The following is a 14,331-nucleotide window of genomic DNA, read 5'->3' on the forward strand; positions in this document are numbered from 1 at the left end:
TTCGCGCCACACCCCACTCCACGTGCGTGCCGCGGGCCCTACTGGAAGGAAGACTCCATGAGCATCGTCCAGATTCCGCTGCGCCTGGCCTCCGGCGCGTTCATCCTGAACTCCGGCCTGAACAAGCGCGGCATCTCCGCGGAGCAGGCCCAGGGCCTGCGCGACATGAGCGCCCGCGGCCTGCCCGCGCTGGCCAACCTGTCACCGGAGCAGTTCAAGAAGTTCCTCGTGACCACCGAGATCGGCGTGGGCTCGGCCCTGCTGGCCCCGTTCGTCCCGGGCTGGCTCGCCGGCTCCGCCCTGACCGCGTTCTCCGGCGGCCTGTTCTCCATGTACCTGAACACCCCGGAGATGACCGAGGCGGACGGCGTGCGCCCGTCCCAGGAGGGCACCGCCGTCGCCAAGGACATCTTCCTGGTCGGCTCCGGCCTGGCCATCGCCGCCGACTCCGTGGCCAACCGCCCCGGCAAGCGCCGCAAGGCCGCCAAGAAGCGCGCCGCCCGCATCGAGGGCGCCCGCGACGCCAAGGTGCAGGCCATCCGCGACGCCCAGGACGAGAAGGTCGCCGCGATCCACGCCGCCCGTGAGGAGCAGGTCGCCGCGCTGCGCGAGGCCCGTGACGAGCTGAAGAAGCTGCGCAAGAAGGCCTGACGCCCCCGCCGCATGCCTGAGGGGCCCCGCCCGGACCACGGTCCAGGCGGGGCCCCTCACGCATGCGCCCGCCCACCGGGCGGGCAGGCTCAGAGGTCGATCTCGGTGGGGTGCAGCACGCGGCGCAGGAAGTCCTGGGTGCGCGGCTGCTGGGGGTCGGAGATCACCGCGGCGGCCGGGCCGGCCTCCACCACGACGCCGCCGTCCATGAACACGACCCGGTCGGCCACCTCACGGGCGAAGCCCATCTCGTGGGTGACCACGAGCATGGTCATGCCGTCGCGGGCCAGCTGACGCATGATCGCCAGGACGTCGCCGACGGTCTCGGGGTCGAGGGCCGAGGTGGGCTCGTCGAAGAGCATCAGCTGCGGGTCCATGGCCAGCGCACGGGCGATCGCCACGCGCTGCTGCTGGCCGCCGGAGAGCTGGTCCGGGTAGCGGTCCTCGAGCTCGGCCAGGCCCACGCGGGCCAGCTGCCGACGGGCGATGTCCGCCGCCTCGGCCTTGCCCCGCTTGAGCACCTTGAGCTGGGCCACGGTGCAGTTCTCCAGCACGGACAGGTGCGGGAACAGGTTGAACTGCTGGAACACCATGCCCACGTGGCGGCGCAGCACGTCCAGGTCCACGTCCTCGTCCGTGACCGTGAACTCACCGACCGTGACGACGCCCGAGTCGGGCTTCTCCAGCAGGTTCACGCAGCGCAGGAGGGTGGACTTGCCCGAGCCGGACGGGCCGATCAGGCACACGACCTCGCCAGGGGCGACCTCGAGGTCGATGCCGCGCAGCACGTGGTTGGCGCCGAAGGACTTGTTGAGGCCGGCCACATGCACGCCGGCGGCGTCCGCGGCGGCCACCGCGCCGAAGGATCCGGTGATGGGGTTCTGCTGGGCCATCTCAGTGCCCCTTCTTGGTCGAACGGGCCTCGAACCGGCGGGCCAGCAGGGACAGCGGCACGGTGATCACGAGGTAGAACAGGCCGGCCACGAGGATCGGCGTCATGCCGGCGTCGAGGGCGGAGATGCCGTCGCGGCCGAACTTGGTGAGCTCGTACTCGTGCGCGGCCAGGCCGAGCACGTAGACCAGCGAGGAATCCTTGGTCAGGAGGATGACCTCATTGGTGAGCGGCGGCAGCACGATGCGGAACGCCTGGGGGATCACGATGGTGACCATGGCCCGCCACGTCGGCATGCCGAGGGACCGGGCCGCCTCCATCTGGCCGCGGGGCACGGCCTGCAGGCCGGCACGCAGGGTCTCGGCGATGTAGGCGGCCGAGACCATGCCCAGGGCCGCCATCACGACGACGGGGATCGGCCAGGACACCCCGAACGCGAAGGGCACCCCGTAGCCGAAGGCGAGGAACACCAGCAGCGCGGGGACGCCGCGGAAGAACTCCACGTAGGCGGTGGCCAGCCACCGGTACGGGCCGAACGAGCTCAAACGCATGAGCGCGAGCACGATGCCGCCCAGCAGGCCGACGACGAACGAGGTGACCGTGTAGAACAGCGTGTTGCCCAGCCCCACGAGGATCACGTTGGGGAACATCGGGGCCACGGCGGGGAAGTTCAGGACGTTCTCGGCGAGCGCGCCCCAGTCGATGAGGACGGCCAGGACGACGAGGGCGAGGACGAAGACGGCCGCCTGGATGATCAGGGACAGCCGACGACGGCGGCGCGCGCGGCCGGGCTTCAGGGCCGGTGCCGGCGAGACGGGGGCCTGCGTGCTCATCGGTAGTCCTCCTGTGCCTGACCGAACCAGCGCTCCTGGAGCTCGGCCACGGTGCCGTCGTTGCGCAGCTCCTGCAGCGCGCGGTTCACGGCGGAGCCGAGCTGCGCCTTCTGCGGGCCGACCGCCATGCCGAGCTGCTCGCCCGTGGGCAGCGACTCGACCACCTCGAAGCGATCGTCGTCCTTGAGGGAGTAGAGCAGCACGGACTGGTTGCCCAGGGCGGCGTCCACGGTGCCGGCCTGGAGGGCCTGGATCTGCATGCCGCCGTCCTCGAACTGCACGGGGCTCAGGCCGTTCTGCTGGGCGTACTCGTCGCCGGTGGTCGCGGCCTGCACGCCGATCCGACGGCCCTTCGCGGAGTCGACGTCGGTGATGCCGGAGCCCTTCTTCGCGACCAGGACGAGGTCGTCGTCGAGGTAGGGGAGGGTGAAGGCCATGACGCGCTGGCGGGCCTCGGTGATGGAGATCGACGAGGCGTTCACGTCGCAGCCGGTGAGCGAGGCACCCGACTCGATGGCCTCGAAGGAGGAGTCGATCACGTTCACCCCGAGACCCAGCTCCTCCGCCACCGCCTCGACCAGCTGGATGTCGTAGCCGGTCAGCTCACCGTTCTCCTCGAACTCGAAGGGCGGGTAGGGGATGTCGGAGCAGACCGTCAGGACGCCGGGCTGGACGAGGCCGTACGAGGTGCTCAGGTCGTCGTCGGACACGATGCCGGCGGATCCGGCGTCGCCGCCGAGGACGGCGCAGCCGGTGAGCAGCGCCGCCGACGCGGTGAGCCCCACGGCGCCGAGGAGGCGGGAGTGGATGCGGGTCATGGAGTGCCTTCTGGGCCGCCGTCGGGAGGACGGGCGTGCGGGTCGGAGGGAGCCGGCAGAGTGACGTGTTCCGCCGTGATTGGTGGTCATCGTAGTGCGTCGGGGGCCGTCGCGGGCGCCGGGAGACGACTCGTCCCCGCGGAGCGAGCCGATCGACCGGTGGCCCTGCCGCGGCCCGCCTCGGCAGACGAAGACTGGCCTTGCGCTGTGGAGATTGTCAGGCTGGTCACATCGTCGTCACCCGGTCTGAGAGGTCTCTCATGCTCCGCACCGCCGCCCCCGCTCGCCCCGCTGCCCCCCTGTCCCTGCTCGCCGTGGGCGCCCTCGCGCTCGTCGGCTGCGGTGGGGGAGGCGGCGAGGCCTCGTCCTCCTCGGCCGACGCGTCCGAGTCCGCCCCGACGGGGGCCGGCTCGGGCCTCACGGCCGAGCAGGAGGAGCGCGTGGAGGCGCTCGAGGACGTCCTGCTCACCCCCGAGACCGCGCCCGACGGCGTGTTCACGGACATGGAGACCCAGGCCGGCGGCGGCGGGGAGCCGATCAGCACCAGCCTGAGCCTGACGGGCGTCACCCCCACGGGCGCCTGCGCGGACCTCATCGAGCAGATCAACACGCAGCAGGCGCCCGGGCTCGGCGGTGCGCTGGCCCAGTACGAGGTGGACCCGGACGCCGTCACCGGCCTGGCCGGCTCCCAGGCCGGGGCGTTCGGCATGGTCGCGGTCACCGACGACGGCACCGATCTGCTGGCGCCCTTCGGCGAGCTGGCCGACACGTGCGGCACGTTCGGCGACCCGGACGGCGTCGAGGCGGCCTTCACGAAGGTGCCCGGCGTGCCGGACGCGGTCCACATCGCCCTGGGGAACTCGGGCATGGACACGGCCGTGTTCACCATGACCGTCGGCGGCGTCACGGACGGGGACGAGCTCGTGTACCTCGGCATGGTGGGCCTCGACGAGGAGATCGCGGCCGAGACGCTGCGTGCCCAGGTCGAGGCGTTCGAGAAGCGGGAGCGCTGACCTCTCAGTCGTCGGGCCGGGGCGTCGGCTCGAGGCGGGCGCCGTCGTCGGACACCGGGTCCGCGTGGAACGGGCTGCCCGAGCTGACGTCCTCCGGGCCTCGCCGTCCCGACTCGACCGCGAGGAGGCGCCCCTCCTCGGAGAGCAGGGGTGTGGCCTCGATCGTGAGGTCCTCGCCGGCGCGCACGGCGTCGGCTACGAGCCGGGCCAGGCGGCGGTTGCGGGCCTCGTACCGTTCGGAGTCCTCGAGCACCGCGGTGTGCCGCGTCGCCAGCTGGATCTCGACGGAGGCGTCGATGCCGACGGCCAGCTGGCGGGCACGCAGCACCTCCGCGTCGAAGGCGGCCCCGGCCAACAGCACGATGCACGCCACCCACGCGAGGGCGAGCACGCCGATCGCGGAGTTGATCCGCCCGACCACGGCGAACTGGCCGAACCGGTCCGTGATCCAGCCCAGGGCCACGGTGGCGCCGAAGAGCAGGACCACCACGGCCACGGCGCCGAGCGAGAGCGGGCGGTAGCGGGGCTGCCGGACGTTGGGACCCAGGCGGTAGGCGAGGGTCACGATCAGGGCGATCACCACGAGGATGACCGGCCACTTCACCACGTTCCACGTCTGGACCGTCTCCTCCGGCAGGCCGACGGCCTGGCCGAGGCGCTGGGAGAGGTCCCCGCCGACGACCACCAGGATCGTGATCAGCACGGCGCCGAGCATGAGGGCGAGGGTCTCGACGAAGACCACGAGGCGGAAGTGGAGGAAGGGCCGGCCCTCGCGGGTGTCGTGGATGCGGTGCATGGCCCGGTGGAACGCGGCGACGGCGCCCGAGGCGGACACCACGGTGCCGACGGCCCCCAGGACGACGGCGCCGGTGCCGGGCCCGGCCGAGCCGAGGGTCAGGATCCACTCGCGGACGACGTCGGGCGTCAGCGACGGCCAGATCTCGGCGGCCAGGTGCGCCGCGGCGTCCACGGTCTCCTCCTCGACGCCCAGCAGCGAGACCACGGAGAGCAGGGCGACCACGGTGGGCAGCAGGGACAGCGCCCCGAAGAAGGTCATGGCGGCGGCCACGTCCCAGACCTGCAGCTCGAGGAGCCGGTGCAGGGTGCGGCGCAGGACGTACAGCAGGGACACCCGCGGTCGGGTGTACGTGCGGAGGCGCCGGGGCGCCGCTCGGGAGCCGGCCATGGCACCAACGTACCGGCGCGAGGGGGAATAGCCCTGGTGCGTGGAGGGTTGAGCTATATAGACTCAACTTCGTCTGCGGCGGGAACGGCCCGCGGTCGACGGTTGTCCGACACCCCGGGACACGGGAGAGAAGGAGCCAGTAGCCCATGGATGCCAAGTTCACCACCAAGAGCCAGGAGGCGCTCTCGGCCGCGGCCATGAACGCCTCCACCGCCGGCAACCCCCAGGTCGAGCCGGCCCACCTGCTGAAGGCCCTGATGGACCAGCGGGAGTCCGTCGCCGTGGCCGTCCTCAAGGCCGCCGGGGCCGACCCCGACGCCGTCTCCACGGCGGCCTCCTCGGCCATCCGACGCCTGCCCTCCACCCAGGGCAGCACGGTGGCCCAGCCCCAGTTCTCGCGCGCCGCCCTGCAGGTCGTGCAGAACGCGCGCACCCAGGCCGAGCAGCGCTCGGACGAGTTCGTCTCCACCGAGCACCTGCTGCTCGGCGTGGCAGCGGACTCCGGCGAGGCCGGTGAGGCACTGCGCTCGAACGGGGCGAGCCTCGAGGCGCTCGCCGCCGCCCTGACCCAGGTGCGCGGCGACTCCCGCGTCACCACTCAGGACCCGGAGAACACCTTCCAGTCCCTGGAGAAGTACGGCACGGACCTCACCGAGCTCGCCCGCTCCGGCAAGCTCGACCCGGTGATCGGCCGCGACGCCGAGATCCGCCGCGTGGTCCAGGTGCTCTCGCGCCGCACCAAGAACAACCCCGTGCTCATCGGCGAGCCCGGCGTCGGCAAGACCGCCGTCGTCGAGGGCCTGGCCCAGCGGATGGTGGCCGGGGACGTCCCCGAGTCCCTGCGCGGCAAGACGCTGATCAGCCTGGACCTGGGCGCCATGGTCGCCGGCGCCAAGTACCGCGGCGAGTTCGAGGAGCGCCTGAAGGCCGTCCTCGAGGAGATCAAGGCCGCCGAGGGTCAGGTCGTCACGTTCATCGACGAGATCCACACCGTCGTGGGCGCGGGCGCGTCCGAGGGCGCCATGGACGCGGGCAACATGCTCAAGCCCATGCTGGCCCGCGGCGAGCTGCGCCTGATCGGCGCGACCACCCTGGACGAGTACCGCGAGAACATCGAGAAGGACCCCGCCCTGGAGCGCCGCTTCCAGCAGGTCTACGTGGGCGAGCCCAGCGTGGACGACACGATCGCCATCCTGCGCGGGCTCAAGGAGCGCTACGAGGCCCACCACAAGGTGGCCATCGCCGACTCCGCGCTCGTGGCCGCGGCCGCGCTGTCCGACCGGTACATCACCGGCCGCCAGCTGCCCGACAAGGCCATCGACCTCGTGGACGAGGCCGCCTCGCGCCTGCGCATGGAGATCGACTCCGCCCCCGAGGAGATCGACGTCCTGCGCCGCCAGGTGGACCGCCTGACCATGGAGGAGCTCGCCCTCGAGGGCGAGACGGACCCGGCATCCGTCGAGCGGCTCGAGGCCCTGCGTGCCGAGAAGGCGGACCGCGAGGAGGAGCTCACCGCCCTCACCGCCCGCTGGGACGCGGAGAAGGCCACCCTGAACGAGGCCGGTGACCTGCGCGCCAAGGTGGACGAGCTGCGCTCGCTGGCCGAGAAGGCCCAGCGCGACGGCGACCTCGCCGAGGCCTCCCGCCTGCTGTACGGCGAGATCCCCGCGCTGGAGAAGCAGCTCGAGGAGGCGGACCGCGCCGCCCGCGAGGCCGACCGCTCGGCCACCGAGCCGATGGTCTCCGAGGAGGTCACGGCGGACGACATCGCCGAAGTGGTCTCCGCGTGGACCGGCATCCCCGCGGGTCGCATGCTCACCGCCGAGTCCGAGAAGCTGCTCACCATGGAGGAGCACCTCGGCGAGCGGCTGATCGGGCAGCGGGACGCCGTCGTCGCCGTCGCGGACGCGGTGCGCCGCTCGCGGGCCGGCATCGCGGACCCGAATCGGCCCACCGGCTCGTTCCTGTTCCTGGGCCCCACGGGCGTGGGCAAGACCGAGCTCGCCAAGGCGCTCGCGGAGTTCCTCTTCGACGACGAGCGCGCCATGGTGCGGATCGACATGTCCGAGTACGCGGAGAAGCACTCCGTCTCCCGCCTGGTCGGCGCCCCTCCGGGCTACGTCGGCTACGACGAGGGCGGCCAGCTCACGGAGGCCGTGCGGCGCCGGCCGTACTCGGTGGTGCTGCTGGACGAGGTGGAGAAGGCCCATCCCGAGGTCTTCGACATCCTGCTCCAGGTGCTCGACGACGGCCGCCTCACCGACGGCCAGGGCCGCACCGTGGACTTCCGCAACGTGATCCTGATCCTCACCTCGAACCTGGGCTCGCAGTTCCTCGTGGACCCGACCCTGGATGAGGCCGCCAAGCGCGAGTCCGTGATGTCCGTGGTGCGCGGGGCGTTCAAGCCCGAGTTCCTCAACCGCCTGGACGAGATCGTGCTGTTCGACGCGCTCACCGTGGCCGAGCTGACGCGGATCGTGGACCTGCAGGTCGCCTCCCTGCAGGCGCGCCTGACGGACCGCCGCCTCACCCTCGAGGTGTCCGACGCCGCCAAGGCGTGGCTCGCCGAGACCGGGTTCGACCCGGCCTACGGCGCCCGCCCGCTGCGCCGCCTGGTGCAGCGCGAGATCGGCGACCAGCTGGCCCGCGCCCTGCTGGCCGGCGAGATCACGGAGGGGGACACCGTCGTCGTGGACCGCGCCGAGGGCGAGAACGGCCTCACCGTGGCCCGGAAGGGCTGACGCCGGGACCGACGGGCCGTGTTCCTCCTCCCTCTGGCACGTCGGGGCGGTTTCGGGTGGTATCCGGCCTGGATACCACCCGAAACCGCCCCCGACGGCATCTGTGAGACGGACGGAGCCGCTCGGGTCAGCGGGTGCCGAGGGCGTCGGCGTCCTGCTGGAGGGTGCCGATCAGGTTCGCCACCGCGCGGGCCGTGTGGGTCAGCGTGGTGATGGAGACGTTGTCGATGTCGTCCTGGGGCGTGTGGTAGTTGTCGTCGCGGATCGAGAGCAGGCCCGTCGAGGCGATGCCCGCGTCCACGAACGGCGCGTAGTCCGAGCGGCCGTTGCTGCCCTCGGGCTGGTGCGCGTGGCCGTCGCGGTCGAGCTGTGCGCCGAGCAGGGACTCAGCACCGATCGACCCGCGCCGCACCCGGCGCCACTGCACGCCCCGCCGGACCGGGCCGGCCGTCGTCGTCCACAGGCCGTCCAGCGGGTCATGTATCCTTGTCCGCACGAACCGTATTGACCAGTGAAGACCTCGGCGGGCCCCTGTGCGCCACAGATCCGAGGCGGCGAGAGATGCGAAGGGGGTCACGCTCATGGGGCGCGGCCGTCAGAAGGCGAAGGCCACGAAGCAGGCACGGGAGATGAAGTACTTCTCTCCCGGAACAGACCTCTCGGCACTGGAGCGAGAGCTCACGGGCGGACGCACGCGCGGCCCGGAGCAGGACCAGGAGCCCGAGTACGAGGATCCGTACGCGGACCTCTACGCGGAGGACGAGGACGACGACGCGCGGGCGCGATGACGCCCGCACGGCATCCGGCCCTGGACGGGCATCAGGCCGCCCTGCGGTCGATCGCCAGGGTGGTGGATGAGACAGCACCGCTGCAGGACCCCGAGACGGCGTCTCGGGGTCTGCTGCGTCTGATGGAGGAGTCCCGCCCGCTCGTGATCACCGGGGCCGGCGTGTCCACGGACTCCGGCATCCCGGACTACCGGGGGCCGAACGGGTCCCTGCACCGCCACCGGCCGATGACGTACCAGGAGTTCCGGGACGACCCGGCCGCCCGCCACCGCTACTGGGCGCGCTCGTTCGTGGGCTGGCGTCGCATGGACCAGGCCCGGCCGAACGAGGCGCACCGCATCCTCGCGCGCTGGGCGGACGAGGGGCGCATCGCCGGCGTCCTGACCCAGAACGTGGACGGGCTGCACGCCGAGGCTGGACGCGCGGCGGGCATGGCGGAGGACCGGCTGATCGAGCTCCACGGGGACCTGGCGCGCGTGGCCTGCCTGAACTGCGGGGCCACCGAATCCCGCCGTGACCTGGACCTGCGGCTCGAGGCCGCCAATCCGGGTTACCTCGAGCGCGTGGCGATCGACCCGGACGCCGTGAACCCCGACGGGGACGTCTCCCTCGACCAGCACTGGGTGGATGAGTTCACGATGGTCGGCTGCCGGGTGTGCGGGTCCGTGAAGCTCAAGCCGGACGTCGTGTACTTCGGCGAGTCCGTGCCCGCGGCGCGACGCGCGGCCGCGGAGGCGATGGCCGACGACGGCGGCACGGTGCTCGCCGTCGGCACCTCGCTGGCCGTGATGAGCGGCTACCGGTTCGTGCTGCGGGCCGAGCGGGCCGGGCATGCGACGGGGCTGATCAACCTCGGCCCCACCCGCGCCGACCCCAAGGCCCGCTGGCGCTGGCGCGCCCCGGTCGCCGACGCGCTGGCCTGGCTCGACGCCCGCCTCTGACCCCCGCCGGCGTTTTCGTTCGGGAAACGGCGGGCGCCGGGGTGCTTTCGTTCGGGAAATGGCGGGCGCCGGGGGTGTGGACACCGGGTGGCCCGGGGCCACGCACGACTCCTGCACAGGTGGCGCCGCCGACGTCGTCGTCCACGGTGGGTGCTCCTGAGCGGGCGGGGTCGGCCGGGTTGAGCCATCGTCACGGGCATGGCCACGTCATCTCAGCCTTTGTCGGACATCGTCGAGACCGGCCGGCCGTTCACCCGTGGCGACCTGCGCGCGGCCGGGGTCTCGGAGCGACTGGTCCGCGGCGGTGATGTGCGGCGCGTGACGCATGGGGTCCATCGGCTCCGGTCTGACCACCTCGGCTCGTGGGCGGAGCTCGGCTACGCCGAGGCCCCCGCTCCCTTCGCGCCGGAGGAGACGGCCGCGATCGTGGAGGCGAGCGGGGGAGTGGCCTCCCACCTCACGGCGCTGCTCCTGCACCGCGTGCCGCTGCCGCCGTTCCTGGCGGAGGACGGCACGGTGCACGTGTCACGGCCGCACCCGCGCGGGGCGAGCGTCCGACCGGAGATCACCTCGCATGCCCGCCTCGTCCCGGCCGCGGACGTCACCGTCCTTCACGGGATCCGCCTGACGAGCCTGGAGCGATCCTGGGCGGATCTGGCCGCACTGCTCCGTCCAGGCATGCTCGAGCCCGTCGTGGTGGCCGGGGACGCCCTCGTCCACCGGCCCTGGTCGCCGGAGGGGCGCCGCTCACCACGGACCACGACGGCGGCCCTGCGGTCCGCGCTCCTGCGTGCCGGGCGGTTCAAGGGAGTGCGCACCGCCCGTGCCGCCCTCGAGCTGGTGCGGGTGGGCGCGGACTCCCCGCAGGAGACAGCCCTGCGACTGGCCCTGCTCCACGCCGGCCTGCCCGAGCCGGAGCTCCAGCTGGTGCTGCACCCGGGCCGGGCCCGGTCGCCGGACGCGGATCTGGGGTGGCGGCAGTGGCGCTTGCTGGTCCACTACGACGGCGGCCACCACCTCGACCCGGCGCAGCTCGCCGTGGACGCGTGGAGGGACGAGGGGTGGGCGCGCGCGGGCTGGACGCAGGTCTGGGCCACGGTGGACGACGCGCGGGACGACTTCCGGCGCGTCGTCGCCGAGGTGCAGGCGCACCGGGCCCGGCTCGGCGGGCGGATCTTCGCGTCGTGAACCGCCGTTTCCCAAACGAAAACGCTCCGGAGGCCGCCGTTTCCCGAACGAAAACGCCCCGTGGGGGTCAGGCGGCGTACTGGCCGCGCATCAGCACGGCGCCGCCGTCGACGCCCTTGGCGCCCTGCACGAAGTCCAGGCCTGCGGCCGCCGCGTCGTCGGTGAGGGCGCCGATGGTGCCCATCTCCCACGCGTCGATGCCGGCGTCCACGAGCACGGAGGTCGACTTCGCGGCCACCTCCGGGTCCACCACGGCCACCATGCCCACGCCGAGGTTGAGGGTGCGCTCGAGGTCGGACTGCGGGACGCGGCCGAGCTCGCCCACCAGACGGAACACGGGCGGCAGGGACCAGGTGTCGCGCTCGACGGTCGCCATGAGGCCCTGCGGGAGCACGCGCGCCAGGTTCGCGGCCAGGCCGCCGCCGGTCACGTGGCTGAACGCGCGCACCGGCAGGTCCGAGCCGCCGTCGTGGCCGTTGAGGCGCTGCACCAGGTCGAGGCAGGCGCGGGAGTAGATGCGGGTCGGCTCGAGCAGCTCCTCGCCGAGGGTGCGGCCGAGCTCGGTGACCTCGCGGTCGAGGGACCAGCCCGCGGTGTTCACCACGCGGCGCACGAGCGAGTAGCCGTTCGAGTGGATGCCGGAGGAGGCCATGCCGATCACGACGTCGCCGGACTGCACCCGCTCCGCGCCCAGGACCATGTCCGCCTCGACCACGCCGGTGGCCGCGCCCGCCACGTCGTACTCGTCCGCGGCCAGCAGGCCCGGGTGCTCGGCGGTCTCGCCGCCCACGAGCGCGGTGTCGGCCAGGCGGCAGCCCTCGGCCACGCCGCGCACGATGTCCGCGATGCGCTCGGGCACGACCCTGCCGCATGCGATGTAGTCGGTCATGAACAGGGGCTGGGCGCCGACCACCACGATGTCGTCCACGACCATGCCCACGAGGTCCTGGCCGATGGTGTCGTGCTTGTCCATCGCCTGCGCGATCGCCACCTTCGTGCCGACGCCGTCCGTGGACGTGGTCAGCAGCGGCTTGCGGTACTGCAGCAGCGCGGAGGCGTCCCACATGCCGGCGAAGCCGCCGATGCCGCCCATGACCTCGGGGGTGTGGGTGGCCTTCACGGCGTCCTTCATCAGCTCGACGGCGCGGTCGCCGGCCTCCACGTCGACGCCGGCCGAGGCGTAGGTGATCGGGGCGGCGGAGGAGGGGGTCTGGTTCGGGGTCACAGCGGGATCCTGTCCGTCTCGGTGAGCAGCTTCTCGTCGTCGGCGTCCGGGCCGGGCTCGCAGCCCGTGGCGGTCACGGTGGTGGTCTCGCCGTCCTCGTCCAGCATCACGGTGGACGCGGGCGACACGGCGACCGGCTCCAGCAGGCCCTTGCCGCGTTCGCCCTCGTCGGCCAGTGGGATCGGGTAGTCGCCGGTGAAGCAGGCGGTGCACAGGCGCTCGCGCGGCTGCCCGGTGGCCTCGATCATGCCCTCCTCGCTGATGTAGGCCAGCGAGTCGGCGCCGATGGACGCGGCGATCTGGTCCACCGCGGCGCCGTTGGCGATGAGTTCGGCGCGGGTGGCGAAGTCGATGCCGTAGAAGCAGGGCCACTTCACGGGAGGGGAGGAGATCTTCACGTGCACCTCGGCGGCGCCGGCCTCTCTGAGCATCCGCACGACGGCGCGCTGGGTGTTGCCGCGCACGATCGAGTCGTCCACCACCACGACGCGCTTGCCGGCCACCACGGTGGACTGGACGTTGAGCTTGAGGCGGATGCCGAGCTGGCGCAGCGTCTGGGACGGCTGGATGAAGGTGCGGCCCACGTAGGCGTTCTTCACGAAGCCCTGGCGGAACGGCAGGCCCGAGGCGTCCGCGTAGCCCACGGCGGCGGGCGTGCCGGACTCGGGCACGGGGATCACGACGTCGGCCTCGACCGGCTGCTCGAGCGCGAGGCGGCGGCCCATCTCCACGCGGGACTCGTACACGGAGCGCCCGGCGATCGTGGCGTCCGGCCGGGCGAGGTAGACGTACTCGAACACGCAGCCGGCCGGCTTCGACTCGGCGAAGCGGGTGGAGCGGATGCCCTCGTCGTCGATCGCGATCATCTCACCGGGCTCGACCTCCCGGATGAACGAGGCGCCGACGGTGGCAAGGGCCGACTGCTCGGAGGCCACCACCCAGCCGCGCTCGAGGCGGCCGAGCACGAGCGGGCGCACGCCCTGCGGGTCGCGGGCGGCGTAGAGGGTGCGCTCGTCCATGAACACGAAGCAGTAGGCGCCGCGGATCTTCGGCAGCAGCTCGAGGGCGGTCTCCTCGAGGCGGTGCCCGGGGGCGCCGTGCAACAGGGCCGTGACCAGGGCGGTGTCCGTGGTGTTGCCCTGCTTCATCTCACCGTGGGTGTGGCGGCCCTCCTCGGCGTGCACCATGCGCAGCAGCTCGGCGGAGTTCACGAGGTTGCCGTTGTGCGCCAGGGCGACCGTGCCGTCGTCGGCGGTGGCGCCCAGGGTGGGCTGGGCGTTGGCCCACTTGTTCACGCCGGTGGTGGAGTAGCGGCAGTGGCCGACGGCGATGTGGCCGCTCAGCGCGGTGAGCGTGGCCTCGTCGAACACCTGGGAGACCAGGCCGATGTCCTTGTAGACGGCGATGCGCCCGCCGTCCGAGACGGCGATGCCCGCGGACTCCTGGCCGCGGTGCTGGAGCGCGTAGAGGCCGTAATAGGCCAGCTTCGCGACCTCCTCGCCCGGCGCCCACACGCCGAACACGCCGCATTCGTCCTGCGGCCCCTGGTCCTGGGGGTCGAGGGCGGCGGTCAGGCGGCCGTCGCCTCGTCGGGTGCGCGGTGCGATCACTGCTCGGGGGTCCTTTCGGTGGGCGTGGTGCGGGCGGGCGGGGTGCCCGCGTCCACGCGGTCCAGGCGGACGTCCGCCATGGCCGGGTCGTCGGTGCGCTCGAGGACCACGGTGCGCGCGGTCGACCGGGAGCGGCGGTCCAGCAGCAGCCACACGACCAGTCCGAGCACGCCGGTGCCCAGCATGCTCAGCAGGGCCGCGAAGCCGAACGTCTCCGAGAAGGAGAGCGGGATGCCGGAGTACGGGTCCGCGGGCGGGGTGGGGGAGGCATGGACCGCGGTGGTGATCACGAGGGCGATCAGCAGGCCGAGCGCGAGCGCCACCGCAAGCACCGCGGTCAGCCGGGGGGCGCGACGGACGGTGTAGGCGCGCTGATCGGGGGTCGGCTCGGGGGCGGAGGTCATGCGCGCCAGTCTATCGAGTCGGCCGCTGGGGCCAGTCGCGC

The 14,331-nt window shown here is 72.7% G+C and carries 14 protein-coding genes; 6 read left to right on the forward strand and 8 right to left on the reverse strand.

Annotated features, from left to right (window positions below):
- Nucleotides 1-57: 57 nt before the first annotated feature.
- Nucleotides 58-651, forward strand: coding sequence for a hypothetical protein (locus MF605_RS03640; RefSeq protein WP_020626481.1), 594 nt, complete (start codon nt 58-60; stop codon nt 649-651).
- Nucleotides 652-740: 89 nt separating this feature from the next.
- Here MF605_RS03640 and MF605_RS03645 read toward each other — a convergent pair whose 3' ends face one another.
- From MF605_RS03645 to MF605_RS03655, 3 genes are read right to left on the reverse strand one after another with little or no spacing between them, the layout of a single operon-like run.
- Nucleotides 741-1,544, reverse strand: coding sequence for an amino acid ABC transporter ATP-binding protein (locus MF605_RS03645; protein ID WP_036339321.1), 804 nt, complete (start codon nt 1,542-1,544; stop codon nt 741-743).
- 1 nt (nt 1,545) lies between these two features.
- The gene (locus MF605_RS03650; protein ID WP_052006995.1) at nt 1,546-2,376 is read right to left on the reverse strand and encodes an amino acid ABC transporter permease; all 831 of its coding nucleotides are present in this window, start codon (nt 2,374-2,376) and stop codon (nt 1,546-1,548) included.
- Nucleotides 2,373-3,194, reverse strand: a complete 822-nt coding sequence (locus MF605_RS03655) for an ABC transporter substrate-binding protein (RefSeq protein WP_036382225.1) — start codon at nt 3,192-3,194, stop codon at nt 2,373-2,375. Before MF605_RS03655 ends, MF605_RS03650 begins: the two co-directional genes overlap by 4 nt.
- 260 nt (nt 3,195-3,454) lie before the next feature.
- Between MF605_RS03655 and MF605_RS03660 the strand changes: the two genes are divergently transcribed.
- On the forward strand, nt 3,455-4,207 hold the full coding sequence (locus MF605_RS03660; RefSeq protein ID WP_228062970.1) for a hypothetical protein: 753 nt from the start codon (nt 3,455-3,457) through the stop codon (nt 4,205-4,207).
- A 4-nt stretch (nt 4,208-4,211) separates the two neighbouring features.
- Here the strand turns inward: MF605_RS03660 and MF605_RS03665 are convergent, their stop codons facing one another.
- Complete coding sequence (locus MF605_RS03665) at nt 4,212-5,393, reverse strand: YihY/virulence factor BrkB family protein (protein WP_036382227.1); 1,182 nt, start codon at nt 5,391-5,393, stop codon at nt 4,212-4,214.
- 146 nt (nt 5,394-5,539) lie between these two features.
- Here MF605_RS03665 and clpB point away from each other — a divergent pair, with 146 nt between their 5' ends.
- Entirely contained in the window at nt 5,540-8,134 is a 2,595-nt protein-coding gene (gene clpB, locus MF605_RS03670) for an ATP-dependent chaperone ClpB (RefSeq protein WP_052006996.1), read from the forward strand.
- Nucleotides 8,135-8,261: 127 nt separating this feature from the next.
- On the opposite strand, the gene MF605_RS03675 is transcribed toward clpB, so the two are convergent.
- Nucleotides 8,262-8,630: a M28 family peptidase gene (locus MF605_RS03675; RefSeq protein ID WP_230259731.1), complete on the reverse strand. Its 369-nt coding sequence runs from the start codon at nt 8,628-8,630 to the stop codon at nt 8,262-8,264.
- 85 nt (nt 8,631-8,715) lie between these two features.
- Here MF605_RS03675 and MF605_RS03680 point away from each other — a divergent pair, with 85 nt between their 5' ends.
- The 3 genes from MF605_RS03680 (at nt 8,716) to MF605_RS03690 (ending at nt 11,051) form a co-directional block, all read left to right on the forward strand.
- Nucleotides 8,716-8,922, forward strand: a complete 207-nt coding sequence (locus tag MF605_RS03680; RefSeq protein WP_036314242.1) for a DUF3073 domain-containing protein — start codon at nt 8,716-8,718, stop codon at nt 8,920-8,922.
- Complete coding sequence (locus tag MF605_RS03685; protein WP_036382232.1) at nt 8,919-9,863, forward strand: Sir2 family NAD-dependent protein deacetylase; 945 nt, start codon at nt 8,919-8,921, stop codon at nt 9,861-9,863. Before MF605_RS03680 ends, MF605_RS03685 begins: the two co-directional genes overlap by 4 nt.
- 198 nt (nt 9,864-10,061) lie before the next feature.
- On the forward strand, nt 10,062-11,051 hold the full coding sequence (locus tag MF605_RS03690) for a hypothetical protein (RefSeq protein ID WP_041103965.1): 990 nt from the start codon (nt 10,062-10,064) through the stop codon (nt 11,049-11,051).
- A gap of 67 nt (nt 11,052-11,118) precedes the next feature.
- Here the strand turns inward: MF605_RS03690 and purM are convergent, their stop codons facing one another.
- The 3 genes from purM to MF605_RS03705 are packed head-to-tail and all read right to left on the reverse strand — an operon-like array spanning nt 11,119 to nt 14,290.
- Complete coding sequence (gene purM, locus MF605_RS03695; protein ID WP_036382236.1) at nt 11,119-12,276, reverse strand: phosphoribosylformylglycinamidine cyclo-ligase; 1,158 nt, start codon at nt 12,274-12,276, stop codon at nt 11,119-11,121.
- Nucleotides 12,273-13,886 carry an amidophosphoribosyltransferase gene (gene purF / locus MF605_RS03700; RefSeq protein WP_036382238.1) on the reverse strand — a complete coding sequence of 538 codons (1,614 nt, stop codon included), beginning with the start codon at nt 13,884-13,886 and terminating at the stop codon, nt 12,273-12,275. The genes purM and purF overlap by 4 nt, the downstream gene beginning before the upstream one ends.
- Nucleotides 13,883-14,290 (reverse strand): hypothetical protein, encoded by a 408-nt coding sequence (locus tag MF605_RS03705; protein ID WP_036382241.1) that lies wholly within the window; start codon nt 14,288-14,290, stop codon nt 13,883-13,885. Before MF605_RS03705 ends, purF begins: the two co-directional genes overlap by 4 nt.
- Between the last annotated feature and the right edge of the window lie 41 nt (nt 14,291-14,331).

Source organism: Micrococcus luteus (genome assembly GCF_022664405.1).
Taxonomy (GTDB): Bacteria; Actinomycetota; Actinomycetes; order Actinomycetales; family Micrococcaceae; genus Micrococcus; species Micrococcus luteus.